Below are 14,804 nucleotides of genomic sequence, written 5' to 3' on the forward strand. Positions count from 1 at the left end.
CCCGTCGGCCGCTGACCAGAGGAGAACGACATGAACGCATTGCGTCTCATGAGTGTGTTGGCGCTATTGCTGACCTTGCTGCCATGGCGGGCGCAGGCCGCGGAGGCGGACGACTTCGTTGCCGCCAGTCGCAGCCAGCAGGCGCAGCTGTTGACCCAGTGGGCGGCAGCGCCGCAGGCGGATCGTCTGCCGCTGCTGCGGGCGTTGACCACCGAGAGCCTGGTGATGGACGACGGAAAACATGCTTTCCGCACCCGACAGGGCGGATTACAGCCATTGGGCGCTGTCGCCGCGCCGCAGGGCGAAACCCGGCCGGTCCGTCTGACCAACCGGCTGCGCAATCTGGCTGCCGGCGCGCTGGCCAGCCACCTTATTTTAAGTGACAACGTCACGGAGAGAGCTTCCGCCGCACGAACGCTACAGCGGGAAGCGACTCCGGCCATGGCCGCGCTGCTGCAACAGCGGCTGCAGGCGGAAACCGATGATAATGTGCGGGGTCTGCTGGAGGTGGCGCTGGCGCGCCTGCAGCTCACTCAGCCTGAGGCCAGCGCGCGGCTGGCCGCCGTGACGCTGCTCGGCCATTCCGCGGACCCGGAAACCCAGGCGCTGCTGATCCCCTTTACCGATGCCCAGCATGAGCCGGATGCGGCGGTGCGCGAGGCGGCCAGCGATAGCCTGCAAAAGATCAAACATCGTCTGCTGCTCGGCGATCTGCTGGGCCAGGCCTTTATGGGGCTGTCGCTGGGCTCGGTGCTGCTGCTGGCCGCGCTGGGGCTGGCGATCACCTATGGCCTGCTGGGGGTGATTAACATGGCCCACGGCGAGATGTTAATGATCGGCGCCTACAGCTGCTGGCTGGTACAGCAGGCGCTGGCGCAGCTCGCGCCGCAATGGCTGGCCTTTTATCCGCTGGTCGCGCTGCCGGTGGCGTTTCTGGTGACCGCCGGGATCGGCATGGCGCTGGAGCGCACCATTATTCGTCATCTGTATGGTCGGCCGCTGGAAACGCTGCTCGCCACCTGGGGGATCAGCCTGATGCTTATCCAGCTGGTGAGGATGCTGTTTGGCGCGCAGAACGTGGAGGTGGCAAACCCGGCCTGGCTCTCCGGCGGCGTGCAGGTCCTGCCGAACCTGATCCTGCCGTGGAACCGGCTGGCGGTGCTGGCGTTCGTCCTGCTGGTGCTGTGTTTTACCTGGCTCATCCTGAACCGTACCCGTCTGGGGATGAACGTCCGCGCCGTGACGCAGAACCGGGCGATGGCCGCCTGCTGCGGCGTGCCTACCGGGCGGGTGGATATGCTGGCCTTTGGCCTCGGCTCTGGTATTGCCGGGCTGGGCGGCGTGGCGCTGTCGCAGCTTGGCAACGTCGGGCCTGAACTGGGTCAGGGATACATCATCGACTCGTTTCTGGTGGTGGTGCTGGGCGGCGTCGGCCAGCTGGCCGGCAGCGTGGCGGCGGCCTTTGGGCTGGGCATTTTCAACAAAATTCTCGAACCGCAAATGGGCGCGGTGCTGGGCAAGATCCTGATCCTGGTGATGATTATTCTGTTTATTCAGAAACGCCCACAGGGTCTGTTCGCGCTGAAAGGGAGGGTTATCGACTAATGAGCCAACCAATCACCTTAACGCTGGCGCAGCGCGCGCCGCGGCCTCTGCGCTGGCTGGGGATCCTGCTGGTGCTGGGGCTGCTGAGTATGCCATTCCTGGCGCTGCTGCCGGCCTCGCATCCGCTGGCGGTGCCGAGCTGGCTGCTGACGCTGAGCGGCAAAATCCTCTGCTACGCCATTGTGGCGGTGGCGCTGGATCTGGTCTGGGGCTATGCGGGCATGCTGTCGCTGGGGCACGGGATCTTCTTTGCCCTCGGCGGGTACGCCATGGGAATGTACCTGATGCGCCAGGCGGCGGGCGACGGTCTACCGGCGTTTATGTCTTTTCTCTCCTGGAGCGAGCTGCCCTGGTTCTGGTGGGGCACGCAGCATTTCGCCTGGGCGATGGCGCTGGTGGTGCTGGTTCCCGGTCTGCTGGCCCTGGTGTTCGGCTGGTTTGCCTTTCGCTCGAAGATCAAAGGGGTCTATTTCTCGATCATGACCCAGGCCCTGACCTATGCCGGTATGCTGCTGTTCTTTCGCAACGAGACCGGGTTTGGCGGGAATAACGGCTTCACCGGTTTTACTACGCTGCTGGGTTTTCCTGTCACCGCCACCGGCACCCGCGCCAGCCTGTTTATGGCCACGGTTTTGCTGCTGTTGCTGACCCTGTGGCTGGGCGCGGCGCTGGCGCAGAGTAAGTTTGGCCGGATCCTCACCGCGGTGCGTGACGCCGAAAACCGACTGATGTTCTGCGGGTACGACCCGCGCGGCTTCAAGCTGCTGGTGTGGACGCTGTCGGCGGTGCTCTGCGGTCTGGCGGGGGCGTTATATGTCCCGCAGGTCGGGATCATCAACCCCAGCGAAATGTCGCCGACCAACTCCATCGAGGCCGCCATCTGGGTGGCGCTCGGCGGGCGCGGCACCCTGATTGGCCCGGTGCTTGGCGCCGGATTGGTCAACGGTGCGAAAAGCATTTTCACCGTGGCGATGCCAGAGTACTGGCAGCTGTTTCTCGGCCTCATCTTCATCATTGTGACCCTGTTTTTACCCCGCGGGGTGATGGGCCTGCTGCGTCGAGGAGACCGCTAATGCAACCGGATGAAGGACTATTTACCCGCCAGCTGCCCGGCGATCGCTTTCGCGAACAAACCGATCCGGTGCTGCAGCTGGAGAACATCAACGTCAGCTTTGACGGTTTCCGGGCGCTGACGGATCTGTCGCTGGCGATAGGCGTCGGCGAACTGCGCTGTGTGATCGGCCCCAACGGGGCGGGCAAGACCACCCTGATGGACGTGATCACCGGCAAGACCCGGCCGCAAAGCGGCAAAGCGCTCTATGACCAGTCGGTGGATCTGACCACTCTTGACCCGGTGGCCATCGCCCGCCAGGGCATCGGGCGCAAGTTTCAGAAGCCGACGGTCTTCGAAGCGCTGACGGTGGCGGAAAATCTCGCCCTGGCGATGAAGGGGGATAAATCGGTGTGGGCCAGCCTGCGCGCCCGGATAAGCAGCGAACAGGACGATCGGCTGAATGAGGTGCTGCGCCTGTTGCGTCTTGACGGCGAGCGCTACCGCCAGGCCGGTCTGTTGTCCCATGGTCAGAAACAGTTTCTTGAGATCGGCATGCTGCTGGTGCAGGAGCCGCATCTGCTGCTGCTTGATGAGCCGGCGGCCGGCATGACCGATGCGGAAACGGAGTATACGGCGGAGCTGTTTCGTACCCTGGCTGGACAGCACTCCCTGATGGTGGTGGAGCACGACATGGGATTTGTCGAGACCATCGCCGACCGGGTGACGGTCCTGCATCAGGGCCAGGTGCTGGCGGAGGGATCGCTGCGGGAGGTACAGGCCAATGAGCAGGTCATTGAAGTTTATCTGGGACGTTAAGGAGCGCCAATGTTACAGGTGAGTCAGCTACATCAATACTACGGCGGCAGCCATATTTTACGCGGGGTGGATTTTTCCGCCCGCCAGGGCGAAGTCACCTGCCTGCTGGGGCGCAATGGCGTCGGTAAGACCACGCTGCTGAAATGCCTGATGGGGCTGATCCCGGCGCGCAGCGGTGAGGTACGCTGGCAGGATCAGAACATCACCCATCGCAAACCGCACCAGCGGGTGCAGGCCGGGGTCGCCTACGTCCCCCAGGGGCGCGAGATATTTCCGCGCCTGACGGTGGAAGAAAACCTGCTGATGGGGCTGTCGCGCTTTCCCGCCCGCGAAGCGCAGCAGGTGCCGGAGGAGATCTACCAGCTTTTCCCGGTGCTCAGGACCATGAAGCAGCGGCGAGGCGGTGACTTATCCGGCGGCCAGCAGCAGCAGCTGGCGATTGGCCGCGCGCTGGCCAGCCGCCCACAGCTGCTGATCCTTGATGAACCCACCGAGGGGATCCAGCCCTCGGTCATCAAAGAGATTGGCGAGGTGATCCGCCAGCTGGCGAGCCGCGGAGACATGGCGATCCTGCTGGTGGAGCAGTTCTATGACTTTGCCGCCGGACTGGCGGACCACTACCTGGTGATGTCGCGCGGCGCCATCGTCCAGCAAGGCAAGGGTGGTGATATGGAGAGCGACGGCGTGCGCGCCATGGTGACCATCTGACCATGCCGGCGGCGGTCGCGCCGCCGGTTTGCGGCCTATTTGCGCAGCAGCCGCTGCAGGCGCGCCTGGCGCCAGTTTTTAATCCATTCGCCGAACACGAACAGGCGTAATCCTCTCACCACCAGCAGGGCGCCCCAGATCAGGGCGACCCAGCCGGACCAGTAGTACTGTGGATTAGTGAAGCGGTTAAGCACCGCCAGCAGCACGCAAACCACCAGCGCCACCGACAGCGAACGGAAAAAGCGGCTCTCCTGATGCACCCGCGCTTTGGCTTCCTCTATGCGCAGATCCAGTGAGGCTTCCTGGCCCGGCGCGTCTTCCCGCCGGGCTTCGCCGCCGATCTCGGCCACCGTCACCTCAAAGACCGCGGCGAGGGCGCTGAGGGTCTCCAGCCCCGGGCGTTCGCCATTCTCAATGCGCTGGATCGTGCGGACGCTGAGACCCGCCATTTCGGCCAACTGCTCCTGGGACCAGGCGCGCTGCAGCCGTAATTGTTTGACCTGATTGTTGCTGTTCATATTCGTATGCTCCATAACGTTCTGCGGATGTAAACCTGTGATGGAGTATGGTGAACCGGGCCGCCAGCCACCACGACAGCGACCCGACAACGGCCCGACAGCAACCTGACAGCCGCATGCCAGCTGGCGTCAGGCGTTGGCCAGCGGAGAATCCGGTTGCCAGGGGCGGGCATTGATCCCGCGGAAAATCATCAGCCAGGCGGCGACAATCGCCACGATAAGAATGACAAAAAGCGACCAGTGCGGCAGATGGGTGAGGATCAACCCCGTCAGCATCGGGTTGAATGCCGCCCCCAGCCACCCCAGCGACTGGGCGGAGAAGTAGCTGGCCTTCATCCCCGGCGGGGCAATATGGTCAATCAGCATATACTCCCCGGGGGCATAAATCACTTCCCCGAGGGTGAAGATCGCCGCCGAGATCCCCCACGCCCACAGGCTGGCGCCAGAGAACATAAAGCCCACAAGGCCGATCACAAAGCAGACGGTGCCGAAGGTCATCAGCGGGCGGATATTTCTCGCGCTCAGCCGCCGGCCAACCGCGTACTGCAGAGCAACCACCACCGCGGCGTTGACCGGCAGCACCACGGCCACCACTTTCTCGGCGAAATCGCTGCTGGCGACCACCAGCACATACTGCGAGAGACAGGAGGCGAAGGCGCCGCCGACGAAGGAGGCCAGCAGCCCGGAGCAGGTAAACCACAGCAGCGCCCGGTCGCGCAGCAACACCGAAGGCGACCAGGGCGCGGCGCCCGGCTGGGCCGCGGCGGCGTCATCCCGCTGAAGAAACAGCTGAATAAACACCAGCGGAAAGGCGGCGCAGGCGGCCGCCAGCCAGAACGGCAAATTGATACTGTGCATTACCAGCAGGGTGCCGATGGGCGGCCCAACGGTCCAGCCGATGTTGAGGATGGTGTAGTTCAGCGAGAAGATGCGCGCTTTTTTCTCTGCCGTCAGCCGATCGGCGAACCAGGCTTTCAGGACGGTGGAAAAGACCGAGTAGGCGCAGTTGATCAGCGCAAAGAAGATCACCACCAGGGGGGCGTTATTGACCAGCGGTATTGCGCTGAAGCCGAGAATAAACACCAGCACTGACCACACCATATAGCGCTTTTTATCGAACCTGTCAGCGAGGATGCCAAAACCCATGCTGAACAACACCCCAACCACCAGCGCCAGCGACAGGGCATAGCCAATCACATCCACCTCCAGCTGAAAGCGTCGGGTGAGATAGATGGTCATAAACGGCAGTGTGGCCCCGCGGCCGATAGTCAACAGTAACGACGATGCCAGCAGCGCGATGGTGGAGCGCCGGAGAGTGGTGATCATGATTTCCTTGCCTGTCATGTTGTTATAATTTTATGTCTTCGATCACAAATAACACGGTCATTACGCCTTGTACAGGTCATCGCGGTCGACGGGCGCACTTCCGGGCCTGCCAAAAATAATGATCTATCCCGGCGGCCGCTTTTTCGCTACTTTGATTTTGTTCACAAAAATTCCAATAACGACAGAGGCAGGGGTATGACGAGGAAAGATGGACTACTGGCGCTGCTGGTAGTGGTGGTGTGGGGGCTTAACTTTGTGGTGATTAAGCTGGGGTTGCACAATATGCCGCCGCTGATGCTGGCGGGGCTGCGCTTTATGCTGGTCGCCTTCCCGGCGCTGCTGTTTGTCGCCCGGCCAGCTATTCCGCTGCGCCTGCTGCTGGGCTATGGCCTGACCATAAGTTTCGGTCAGTTCGCCTTTCTGTTCTGCGCTATCGGCCTGGGTATGCCGGCCGGGCTGGCCTCCCTTGTGCTGCAGGCGCAAGCCTTCTTCACCATCATCCTTGGCGCCTTCGTCTTTGGCGAACGTCTGCAGGGCAAGCAGCTGGCGGGGATCGCCCTGGCGATCTTTGGCGTGCTGGTGCTGGTGGAGGGCAGCCTTGGCGGGGAGCATGTGCCGCTGGTGGGCTTTATGCTGACCCTCGCGGCGGCGCTCAGCTGGGCCTGCGGCAATATTTTCAACAAGAAAATCATGTCCCAGGCGAGCCGGCCGCCAATCATGTCGCTGGTGGTCTGGAGCGCGCTGATCCCGGTGCTGCCGTTTATGCTGGCCTCATTGTTGATCGATGGCCCGCAGACCATGCTGGCGAGTCTGCAACACATCGATCTGCTAACGATACTGTCGCTGCTTTATCTGGCGTTTATCGCCACTATCGTCGGCTATGGCATCTGGGGATCGCTGCTGGGGCGGTATGAAACCTGGCGGGTGGCGCCGCTGTCGCTGCTGGTGCCGGTGGTGGGAATGGCCAGCGCTGCGCTGCTGCTCGGGGAGACGCTGAGCGGACTGCAGCTCACCGGGGCGGTGCTGATTATGGCCGGACTCTACATTAATGTCTTTGGCTTACGTTTGGTGCGGCCTGGCATGGCGCGCGGATAAAAAAAAGCCCCGGAGACGGGGCTATACACAATTATGCGTGTAATGGCATCACAGGTCGTGCTGCTGGTAGTACGGCACGCCAAGTTCGTCAGATTTATCATTACCAGCCGCCATATGATTGAAATCAAACGGCGAATCATTATGTTCTGAAGGGATAATCATTGTATCACGCTGGTTTTGACGCACCGGCGTGGTGTTTTGCTCCGCATAGCTGAGGCTGGAGGCCAGCGACAAGAGTACGATAGCTGCGGCAGCGAATAGTTTCATGATTTCCTCAATACGTCTTTTATAGTGCAGGCGATTAACATCAGTTATTTAGCGGATGTAGATAGCGGGATTCGCCAGGTACATTCGTTATGCGATACTTGTGGGGCGGAACATCGAAATAGTTCTTGAACGTTCGCGTCAGGGTCTGCTGCGACTCGAAACCATAGCGTTCCGCCAGGTACAGGATTGGCTCATTACTCTGCTTGAGCTTCTGCGCAATCTCCGTCAGCTTGCGGCTGCGGATGTACTGGCCGAGGGAATGGCCGGTCTCTTTCTTAAACATACGTTGCAGGTGCCACTTAGAGTAACCGGAGCGCTCAGACACTTTTTCCAGCGACAGGGGCGATTCCAGGTTATCCTCGATCCACGACAAAATACTATGGATAGTGATGGCGTCATTATTACGTCTGGACATCATCTTACCTCTTCTTATTTTTACGGCAGGACCTTCTTGAGCAGTTGCTCAAGCATGGCGACTTCGTCCGCCGACAGATTTTTCGTTAACTCCTGGTGTAACTTCTGACCCACAACCTGATGACACTGCTCGCAAAGGGCTGCGCCGTCCGGCGTCAACTGCACCAGCACGCCGCGCTTGTCAGCTGGGTTGGGTAACCGTTCAATCCAGCCTTTGCACGCCAGGCGGTCGAGCATGCGCGTCATCGCGCCCGGGTCGACGGAAAGCACGGTTTTCAGCTCAACGGGGGTAATACATACTTCGCAACGAATGGAGCAGAGCACGCGAAACTGGGTCGCGGTAATATCCATAGGTGAGAGGTAGTCATTGAGCAGGCGATCTTTTTTCTGGTTAACCATCTGGATCAAGCGACCCAGCGGGATCATTTCATTAAACAGGTCGCTGGTACTTTTCATAATGGTTGCCCAGGCAAGTAATTAGTTGCAAGTGATACTATTTCCCAGGCAATCATAAGTCAACATTATGAATTGGCCGATGCCACGATTTGCTAAAATGGAAAAGTACGATGTGGGTCACTCTTTATGATTTTTCTAACGCTTGTTATTTTTTTGCAGAAGTGATTTATCAGCAGGCTGGCGTCAAATTTGTTGAAGCCGATATACTCACGGAGTGAAACCATTCTTAAAAAATGAATATTAACGGGACTTTAATTAACTATGTTCGATTTGTTTAAAGCAATAGGGCTCGGCCTGGCGGTGCTTTTACCGCTGGCGAATCCACTCACAACCGTGGCGCTGTTCCTTGGCCTGGCCGGTAATATGAACAACGCCGAGCGTAATAAACAGGCGTTAATGGCATCGGTGTATGTCTTCGCCATCCTGATGGTGTCGTGGTATGCCGGTCAGGTGGTGATGAATACATTCGGCATATCAATACCTGGGCTGCGTATCGCCGGCGGATTGATTGTGGCCTTTATCGGTTTCCGCATGCTGTTTCCCCAGCAAAAAGCCCACGATTCGATGGAAGCGAAGATCAAATCGGAAGAACTGCAGGATGAACCGACCGCCAATATCGCCTTTGTGCCGCTGGCGATGCCAAGCACCGCCGGTCCGGGCACCATCGCGATGATTATTAGCTCCGCCTCGACCGTTAAGCACGGCGTGGACTTCCCGGAGTGGGTGGTGCTGGCGGCGCCGCCGATCATCTTTTTGCTGTTAGGGGTGATTCTGTGGGCTTGTCTGCGCAGTTCCGGCGCGATTATGCGTCTGGTTGGCAAAGGCGGCATCGAGGCCATCTCGCGACTGATGGGCTTTCTGCTGGTCTGCATGGGCGTGCAGTTTATTATTAACGGCGTGCTGGAGATCATTTCGACCTGGCATCCCTGACCGCCCGCGATGCGCAGAGAAAAAAAGCCCGCCGGCGCGATACCGGCGGGCTTTTTTGTGCGACGGAATCAGGAGTGGTGCGGCTGATGGTCTTCCAGCGATACCGGCCAGCGACGGAATATCATCAGCGACCAGACCAGCGCGACCAGCGCCGGAATGGCGCCGACGTAGCCGACGGAGGCCATGGAAAGATGCAGACTCACCTGGCTGCCGACCAGCGCCCCGGCGCCTATGCCGATATTAAAGATGCCCGAGAACAGAGACATGGCGACGTCGGTGGCATCCGGAGCGGAGGCCAGCACTTTCACCTGCATGCCGAGACCGATAATCATGATCGCCACCCCCCAGAAGATGCTGAGCAGCATCAGGTGCTGCGGGTTATGCGAGGCCGGCAGCAGCAGCAGCAGGCAGGCGAGCAGCAGGGCAATCGCCAGGCTTATCAGCCCCGACGCGTGCTGGTTACCGAGTTTACCGAACAGAATGCTGCCGATAATACCGGCCCCGCCAAGGATCAGCAGCAGTACGGTGGCAAAGTTGCCGCTCAGGCCCGCTACCGTCTGGACAAAGGGCTCGATATAGCTGTAGGCGGTATAATGAGCGGTCACCACCACCACGGTCAGAATGTACACGCTGACCAGCGCCGGGCGGCGGAACAGCACCGGCAGGCTTTTCAGCGAGCCAGAATGTTCGCTCGGCAGGGTCGGCAGCAGTTTTACGAGGCAGGCCAGGGTGGCTAACGCGCCGAGGCCGATCGCCAGGAAGGTCATCCGCCAGCCAAAGTACTGGCCGATAATGCGCCCGATCGGAATACCAAACACCATCGCCAGCGCGGTACCGGTGGCGATCAGGCTCAGCGCCTGCGCCCGTTTGCCCGGCGGGGCCATGCGGATGGCCAGTGCCGACGTTATCGACCAGAACACTGCATGCGCAAAGGCGATACCAATGCGGCTGATCACCAGCACGTCAAAATTCCAGGCAAAAAACGACAGGACGTGGCTGGCGATAAACAGAATAAACAGGCCGATAAGCAGGCGCCGGCGCTCCACTTTGCTGGTCAGCAGCATAAACGGCAGCGACATTAACGCCACCACCCATGCGTAGATGGTCAGCATCATGCCCACCTGGGCGGTTTCCATGCCGAAGCTGTCGGCAATATCCGACAACAGACCGACCGGGGCAAACTCTGTGGTGTTAAAAATAAACGCGGCGATGGCCAACGTCACGACACGTAGCCACGCTACCTTGCGTGAGACCGTATTCGTAGTCATAAGCTCTGGACTGGTGATTCAGGGAAAGATGTGACGCTGATCTTAAAACGATTGTTGGCGAAAAGACAATCATTTTGTGATCTGCGTCTCATTTCATCGCAAGGGGCTGGCCGCGGTTAAGCGATTAATTTTGCTATGGATAGTGTCAAGGGGGAGCTTTTATGTCATCTTGAAGGAAAGTAAAAAAAGTAAGGACAGGGTATGCAGGAAATTCAATTTTATCTGGTCGATGCTTTCAGCGATAAAAACTTTGGCGGCAATGCCGCGGCCGTCTGCCCGCTCAGCGAGTGGTTAGCCGACGATGTGCTCCTGAAAATGGCCCAGCAGCATAATCAATCCGAAACGGCTTTCTTTGTCCGTACCGACGAGGGCTATGAGCTGCGCTGGTTTACCACACTCGCTGAGATCAATCTCTGCGGTCACGCGACCCTCGCCGCTGCGCACGTTATTTTCGAATATCTCGACCATCCTTCGGCGACGATTCTCTTTAGCACCCGTTTTGTTGGTGAGCTGCGGGTCACCCGTAATGGCGACTGGCTGACGCTCGATTTCCCTGCGTGGTCGACCTCTCCGGTGGAAAACCCGCCGGCGGATCTGCTGACCGGGTTGGGACTCGAGGCCGCCGTTGAAGTTCGGGAAGGGCGCGATTATCTGGTGGTGCTGGCGGATCGCCAGCAGGTTGAAGCGGTGCGACCGGATATGGCGCGGCTGCGAACGCTTGGCAAAATGATCTGCGTCAGCGCGCCGGATGAAGAGTATGACTTTGTCAGCCGCTTCTTCTGCCCGGGAGAAGGGGTGCCGGAAGATCCGGTCACCGGCTCCGCCCATAGCATGCTGATCCCCTGGTGGGGCGAAAAGCTGGGGAAAACCACCATGATGGCGCGCCAGGTCTCCGCTCGCGGCGGCGACCTGCGCTGCCAGTGGCAGGGCGACCGTGTGCTGATTAGCGGCCAGGCCACCACCTATATGCGCGGAACGGTTTACCTGCGAGGTTAACAATGTGTTTACGCCCGGTGGCGTCCTCTACCGGGCGGATTGGACTTAATGTTGTTCTGCGGCATTAAGGACGGGTGATTTTCCACCTTTGTCATTGATAGGTTCAATTTTACCCATCAGGAACAGGTAGTTGATTATCCCGATAACGACAAGAATGGCCGAGAAAATCAGTGCCCAGTTGAATGAGCCTGTCGCAGCAACGATCGCACCCGTAATGATCGGACCGACTGCGCCTCCCATATTCGAAACCGTATTTTGCAGCCCAGCGACAATTGAGACGCTATTTTTGGGTGCAACATCACCCGGTAAGGCCCAAACCTGCGATGCGGCGACCGTCGTGCCTGATTTTGCGACACACAAGAGAAAGACGGTCATAAACACAGAGTCGGTAAATGGTGCAAAGCCGATACAAAGTGCCATAAGCAAGCCGATAGTCAAAAACAGTTTACGGGTGGCCGTAAGAGACAGTACTTTCTTATGTACCAGACGATCCGAGGCCCAGCCAGCAAAAACTTCAATAACCATCCCGCATAATAAAGGCAGAGCGGCTACCATTCCCATTTTAATAAAATCCATACCTTTTTCTTTTACCAGGTAAGTAGGGAGCCAGGTAATAAAAAAATAGGAGGTATAATTGATGGTAAAAAAGCCGATGCACATTGCCCAAATGTTACGATAACGCAAGAGCTTATACCATTTCATGGGCAATACAGTTTTGTCGCCGTGATGTTGTTTTTGGCCATCACGAATAATACGCACTTCTGAAGGACTGATGCGTTTGTGTTCTTCCGGGTTTTCAGCATAGATAAAATACCAGGCGATAACCCATAAAATGCCCACACTGCCGATAATCAAAAAGGTCAGTCGCCAGTCAAAGGTGTAGATCATCCAGACGATAAGCGGCATGGCAATCGCCCCGCCAAATTTTGACGCACTATCGAAGAGTCCGGATACGGTGGCACGTTCTTTATCCGGAAACCAGCGTGCGGCGATCCCTGCGTTGCTGGGGTAGGCGGCGGCCTCGCCAACACCTAAAGCCAGACGCAGTGCCAGAAGTGATTTAAAACCCGTGGCAACACCCATCATCGAGGTGGCAATTGACCACCAGGCGACGGCTAAACCAAGACCTTTTTTCTGACCAAAACGATCGGCGAACCACCCGGCGGGGATCTGTAATAACGAGTATGACCAAAAAAAAGCCGCCATGATAAACCCCATCATTTCGGGGTCGAGTTTCAGTTCATCGATTAAATGTGGGGCTGCGGCAGATAATACTGTCCGGTCGATATAGTTGATGGCAATAGCCAACCACATTAACCCGGCTATCCACCAGCGAATACGAGTAGTGTTAGCTGTCGTGTTCATATATTCGGCTCTAAGTAGATGTTCGTTACCATGGTGGGAATGGCATGCTTCCCACCTCGTTATTTACAGCGAATTCATAATGTTTTCAGGTCGTTTACCACGACAGACGCAGGTAATAATATTGTTGACGCAGCGCGCGCTAATATTGCTAATTGCGCCATCCGTATATCCAGCAATATGAGATGTTGGCGCAAAATTCGCCAGGGTAAATAAAGGGTGCGTAGCGCAAGGTTCCTCGAGAAAAACGTCAGCTGCGGCTCCGGCGAGGTGTCCTGATTTTAGTGCTTCATACAACGCTTGTTCATCAACAATACCGCCTCTGGAAACATTGATCAGGAATGCCCCTGATTTCATCTGCTGTAGCCGGGCGGCATTAAACATATTTTCAGTTTCCGGGGTTAAAGGGGTATGCAGGCTAATAAAATCACTTTGCGCCGTCAGGGTATCCAGTGAGACATATTCAATCTGGTGTTGTTGTGCAAATTCTCTGTCTGGCCAGGCGTCGGTGGCGAGCACTCGCATATTGAATCCGCGCGCACGTCGCGCCACTTCCTTACCGATATGGCCTAAACCGACGATCCCCAGGGTTTTGCCATATACATCAGTGGCAAAAATACGAGGCCAGTTGCCTGCTTTCGTTTCACTGATTGCCTGATAAATCTGGCGGGCAGTATTGAGAATTAAGCCAAAAGCAAAATCGGCCACCGCATGCTTGTTGGCATCAGGAACGTTAGTGACAAAAATTTTGCGCTGACGTGTAGCGTTAAGATCGATGTTATCCACACCAACGCCGTGTTTGCAGACAATTTTTAGCCTCGGGGCCTTTGCCAGCAGCGATTCATTGATGTCGGTGAAGGCGACAATCATCGCTATGGCATCAGGCAGATGCTGAGCCAGCATCTCTATAGAGGCATCGGCAGGCAACATGACCAGTTCAAGATCGGCCTCTTTCAGTGCCGAAATGGGCGCATCGTCGTATTTGGCGAATGAGGGCGAGGTGCAAATTACTTTCATAACCGTTTCCTGTTTACTGGCGACAATGAGCGTCGCAAATACAAGACCTTGCCCCAGCCAGTGATGGCCGGGGCGGATACGTAAATTAGTGAAGGTAGGTGTTAATGATATTTTTAATCTGCTGCAGCTGGTGGTCACTAAACTGCACCGCGTAGCGGCTGTCGCCCACCTCGTGACCCATTAGCTGCAGGGCTTTCTTCACCGCCGCAGGCGAGAACGCCACTTTATACAGATCGGTGCGCAGGCCCGTTACCTGCTCCTGGGCCTGGCGCGATCCGGCGATATCCCCGGCGTGAAAGCGCGACCAGATGGCGTTAATTTCAGCGGGGGCGACGTTGGCAAGCCCCGAGATGCAGGCCGAGCAGCCGTCGACGAATCCCTGATGGATAAGCGAGTCCGGCCCGTTCAGAACGTCGAAACCGTCGATATCGCGCACTGCGTCGAGAAAGCCTTTCAGGCTGTCGTAGCTGCCGGCGCTATCCTTAATGCCGACTATATTCTCGTGGCGGGCCAGCTGGCGCGCGGTCTCCGGGGCAATAGTGTTACCGGTGCGGGCGGGAATGTTGTAAAGAAAGAGCGGGACGCTCAGCGCGTCGGCGATCGCCGTATAGTGGTTAATCAGCTCTTCCTGCTTCAAGGGCACGAACCACGGGGTAATGGCCGATACCGCGTCAACTCCGAGGAGGGCGATCTGCTGGCCCAGCCGGCGCGTCTCCCGGGTGGAAACCTCCCCAATATGGGCCACCACCGGCGCGCGACCGGCCGCCTCTTCCACGCAGGTTCTGGCGATGGCGATCTTCTCTTCCTCATTGAGGACAAAAAACTCGCCGTTGGTGCCGCCGCAGAAAATACCGTTGCCTGCGGCGAGCTGGCGCTGCACCTGCTGGCGTAGCGCCGGCAGGTTAAGCGCTCCCTCGGCGGTAAAGGGAGTGACAATGGCGGTGAGTACGCCGCTAATAGCTTTCCTCATTT

The 14,804-nt window shown here is 58.0% G+C and carries 17 protein-coding genes; 8 read left to right on the forward strand and 9 right to left on the reverse strand.

The annotated features are described in order from the left end of the window. The first annotated feature begins 30 nt into the window (after positions 1-30). Genes urtB through urtE form a run of 4 tightly spaced genes read left to right on the forward strand, consistent with a single transcriptional unit; the run spans position 31 to position 4,183 of the window. Positions 31-1,605 carry an urea ABC transporter permease subunit UrtB gene (urtB, locus tag BHE81_RS05630; RefSeq protein WP_015958384.1) on the forward strand — a complete coding sequence of 525 codons (1,575 nt, stop codon included), beginning with the start codon at positions 31-33 and terminating at the stop codon, positions 1,603-1,605. Then, entirely contained in the window at positions 1,605-2,678 is a 1,074-nt protein-coding gene (urtC, locus tag BHE81_RS05635) for an urea ABC transporter permease subunit UrtC (protein ID WP_004148341.1), read from the forward strand. Before urtB ends, urtC begins: the two co-directional genes overlap by 1 nt. Further along, positions 2,678-3,475 carry an urea ABC transporter ATP-binding protein UrtD gene (gene urtD, locus BHE81_RS05640; RefSeq protein ID WP_004148342.1) on the forward strand — a complete coding sequence of 266 codons (798 nt, stop codon included), beginning with the start codon at positions 2,678-2,680 and terminating at the stop codon, positions 3,473-3,475. The genes urtC and urtD overlap by 1 nt, the downstream gene beginning before the upstream one ends. A 9-nt stretch (positions 3,476-3,484) precedes the next feature. Further along, complete coding sequence (gene urtE / locus BHE81_RS05645) at positions 3,485-4,183, forward strand: urea ABC transporter ATP-binding subunit UrtE (RefSeq protein WP_004176246.1); 699 nt, start codon at positions 3,485-3,487, stop codon at positions 4,181-4,183. A 35-nt stretch (positions 4,184-4,218) separates the two neighbouring features. Here urtE and BHE81_RS05650 read toward each other — a convergent pair whose 3' ends face one another. After that, positions 4,219-4,701: a helix-turn-helix domain-containing protein gene (locus BHE81_RS05650; RefSeq protein WP_002904389.1), complete on the reverse strand. Its 483-nt coding sequence runs from the start codon at positions 4,699-4,701 to the stop codon at positions 4,219-4,221. A 129-nt stretch (positions 4,702-4,830) separates the two neighbouring features. Then, positions 4,831-6,027: an efflux MFS transporter YdeE gene (gene ydeE, locus BHE81_RS05655; RefSeq protein ID WP_021440091.1), complete on the reverse strand. Its 1,197-nt coding sequence runs from the start codon at positions 6,025-6,027 to the stop codon at positions 4,831-4,833. A 195-nt stretch (positions 6,028-6,222) separates the two neighbouring features. Here ydeE and eamA point away from each other — a divergent pair, with 195 nt between their 5' ends. Then, positions 6,223-7,122 (forward strand): O-acetylserine/cysteine exporter, encoded by a 900-nt coding sequence (gene eamA / locus BHE81_RS05660; RefSeq protein ID WP_004143566.1) that lies wholly within the window; start codon positions 6,223-6,225, stop codon positions 7,120-7,122. Between the two features lie 48 nt (positions 7,123-7,170). Here the strand turns inward: eamA and marB are convergent, their stop codons facing one another. Genes marB through marR form a run of 3 tightly spaced genes read right to left on the reverse strand, consistent with a single transcriptional unit; the run spans position 7,171 to position 8,259 of the window. Beyond that, complete coding sequence (gene marB / locus BHE81_RS05665) at positions 7,171-7,389, reverse strand: multiple antibiotic resistance protein MarB (RefSeq protein WP_002904394.1); 219 nt, start codon at positions 7,387-7,389, stop codon at positions 7,171-7,173. A 40-nt stretch (positions 7,390-7,429) separates the two neighbouring features. Beyond that, the gene (gene marA / locus BHE81_RS05670; protein ID WP_002904397.1) at positions 7,430-7,804 is read right to left on the reverse strand and encodes an MDR efflux pump AcrAB transcriptional activator MarA; all 375 of its coding nucleotides are present in this window, start codon (positions 7,802-7,804) and stop codon (positions 7,430-7,432) included. Positions 7,805-7,824: 20 nt separating this feature from the next. Further along, a complete protein-coding gene (marR, locus tag BHE81_RS05675) occupies positions 7,825-8,259 on the reverse strand; it encodes a multiple antibiotic resistance transcriptional regulator MarR (protein ID WP_004143563.1) in 435 nt (144 codons plus the stop codon). A gap of 89 nt (positions 8,260-8,348) precedes the next feature. Here marR and BHE81_RS28090 point away from each other — a divergent pair, with 89 nt between their 5' ends. Further along, positions 8,349-8,477 carry a hypothetical protein gene (locus BHE81_RS28090; protein ID WP_004217987.1) on the forward strand — a complete coding sequence of 43 codons (129 nt, stop codon included), beginning with the start codon at positions 8,349-8,351 and terminating at the stop codon, positions 8,475-8,477. A 43-nt stretch (positions 8,478-8,520) separates the two neighbouring features. Continuing rightward, on the forward strand, positions 8,521-9,189 hold the full coding sequence (locus BHE81_RS05680; RefSeq protein ID WP_002904403.1) for a MarC family NAAT transporter: 669 nt from the start codon (positions 8,521-8,523) through the stop codon (positions 9,187-9,189). A 68-nt stretch (positions 9,190-9,257) separates the two neighbouring features. Here BHE81_RS05680 and BHE81_RS05685 read toward each other — a convergent pair whose 3' ends face one another. Further along, on the reverse strand, positions 9,258-10,457 hold the full coding sequence (locus tag BHE81_RS05685) for a sugar transporter (protein WP_002904407.1): 1,200 nt from the start codon (positions 10,455-10,457) through the stop codon (positions 9,258-9,260). Between the two features lie 201 nt (positions 10,458-10,658). On the opposite strand from BHE81_RS05685, the gene BHE81_RS05690 reads away from it, so the two are divergent. Further along, positions 10,659-11,453: a PhzF family phenazine biosynthesis protein gene (locus BHE81_RS05690; protein ID WP_004179766.1), complete on the forward strand. Its 795-nt coding sequence runs from the start codon at positions 10,659-10,661 to the stop codon at positions 11,451-11,453. Positions 11,454-11,498: 45 nt separating this feature from the next. Here the strand turns inward: BHE81_RS05690 and BHE81_RS05695 are convergent, their stop codons facing one another. The 3 genes from BHE81_RS05695 to BHE81_RS05705 all read right to left on the reverse strand — a co-directional run bounded on the left by BHE81_RS05695 (position 11,499) and on the right by BHE81_RS05705 (position 14,802). Further along, positions 11,499-12,818 carry an MFS transporter gene (locus BHE81_RS05695; RefSeq protein ID WP_004179768.1) on the reverse strand — a complete coding sequence of 440 codons (1,320 nt, stop codon included), beginning with the start codon at positions 12,816-12,818 and terminating at the stop codon, positions 11,499-11,501. Positions 12,819-12,881: 63 nt separating this feature from the next. After that, positions 12,882-13,832, reverse strand: coding sequence for a phosphoglycerate dehydrogenase (locus BHE81_RS05700; RefSeq protein ID WP_021440093.1), 951 nt, complete (start codon positions 13,830-13,832; stop codon positions 12,882-12,884). A gap of 85 nt (positions 13,833-13,917) precedes the next feature. Continuing rightward, on the reverse strand, positions 13,918-14,802 hold the full coding sequence (locus tag BHE81_RS05705; protein WP_021440094.1) for a dihydrodipicolinate synthase family protein: 885 nt from the start codon (positions 14,800-14,802) through the stop codon (positions 13,918-13,920). Positions 14,803-14,804 lie beyond the last annotated feature (2 nt).

This window comes from Klebsiella sp. AqSCr, from assembly GCF_008452795.1.
Taxonomy (GTDB): domain Bacteria; phylum Pseudomonadota; class Gammaproteobacteria; order Enterobacterales; family Enterobacteriaceae; genus Klebsiella; species Klebsiella pneumoniae.

What these genes read in the sequence shown, in the direction of transcription:
- BHE81_RS05650 (WP_002904389.1), bottom strand. Translation starts at nt 4,701, where the DNA reads ATGAACAGCAACAATCAGGTCAAACAATTACGGCTGCAGCGCGCCTGG.
- ydeE (WP_021440091.1), bottom strand. Translation starts at nt 6,027, where the DNA reads ATGATCACCACTCTCCGGCGCTCCACCATCGCGCTGCTGGCATCGTCG.
- marR (WP_004143563.1), bottom strand. Translation starts at nt 8,259, where the DNA reads ATGAAAAGTACCAGCGACCTGTTTAATGAAATGATCCCGCTGGGTCGC.
- urtE (WP_004176246.1), top strand. Translation starts at nt 3,485, where the DNA reads ATGTTACAGGTGAGTCAGCTACATCAATACTACGGCGGCAGCCATATT.
- BHE81_RS05690 (WP_004179766.1), top strand. Translation starts at nt 10,659, where the DNA reads ATGCAGGAAATTCAATTTTATCTGGTCGATGCTTTCAGCGATAAAAAC.
- marB (WP_002904394.1), bottom strand. Translation starts at nt 7,389, where the DNA reads ATGAAACTATTCGCTGCCGCAGCTATCGTACTCTTGTCGCTGGCCTCC.
- BHE81_RS05680 (WP_002904403.1), top strand. Translation starts at nt 8,521, where the DNA reads ATGTTCGATTTGTTTAAAGCAATAGGGCTCGGCCTGGCGGTGCTTTTA.
- BHE81_RS05705 (WP_021440094.1), bottom strand. Translation starts at nt 14,802, where the DNA reads ATGAGGAAAGCTATTAGCGGCGTACTCACCGCCATTGTCACTCCCTTT.
- BHE81_RS05685 (WP_002904407.1), bottom strand. Translation starts at nt 10,457, where the DNA reads ATGACTACGAATACGGTCTCACGCAAGGTAGCGTGGCTACGTGTCGTG.
- urtC (WP_004148341.1), top strand. Translation starts at nt 1,605, where the DNA reads ATGAGCCAACCAATCACCTTAACGCTGGCGCAGCGCGCGCCGCGGCCT.
- urtD (WP_004148342.1), top strand. Translation starts at nt 2,678, where the DNA reads ATGCAACCGGATGAAGGACTATTTACCCGCCAGCTGCCCGGCGATCGC.
- marA (WP_002904397.1), bottom strand. Translation starts at nt 7,804, where the DNA reads ATGTCCAGACGTAATAATGACGCCATCACTATCCATAGTATTTTGTCG.
- eamA (WP_004143566.1), top strand. Translation starts at nt 6,223, where the DNA reads ATGACGAGGAAAGATGGACTACTGGCGCTGCTGGTAGTGGTGGTGTGG.
- BHE81_RS05695 (WP_004179768.1), bottom strand. Translation starts at nt 12,818, where the DNA reads ATGAACACGACAGCTAACACTACTCGTATTCGCTGGTGGATAGCCGGG.
- urtB (WP_015958384.1), top strand. Translation starts at nt 31, where the DNA reads ATGAACGCATTGCGTCTCATGAGTGTGTTGGCGCTATTGCTGACCTTG.
- BHE81_RS05700 (WP_021440093.1), bottom strand. Translation starts at nt 13,832, where the DNA reads ATGAAAGTAATTTGCACCTCGCCCTCATTCGCCAAATACGACGATGCG.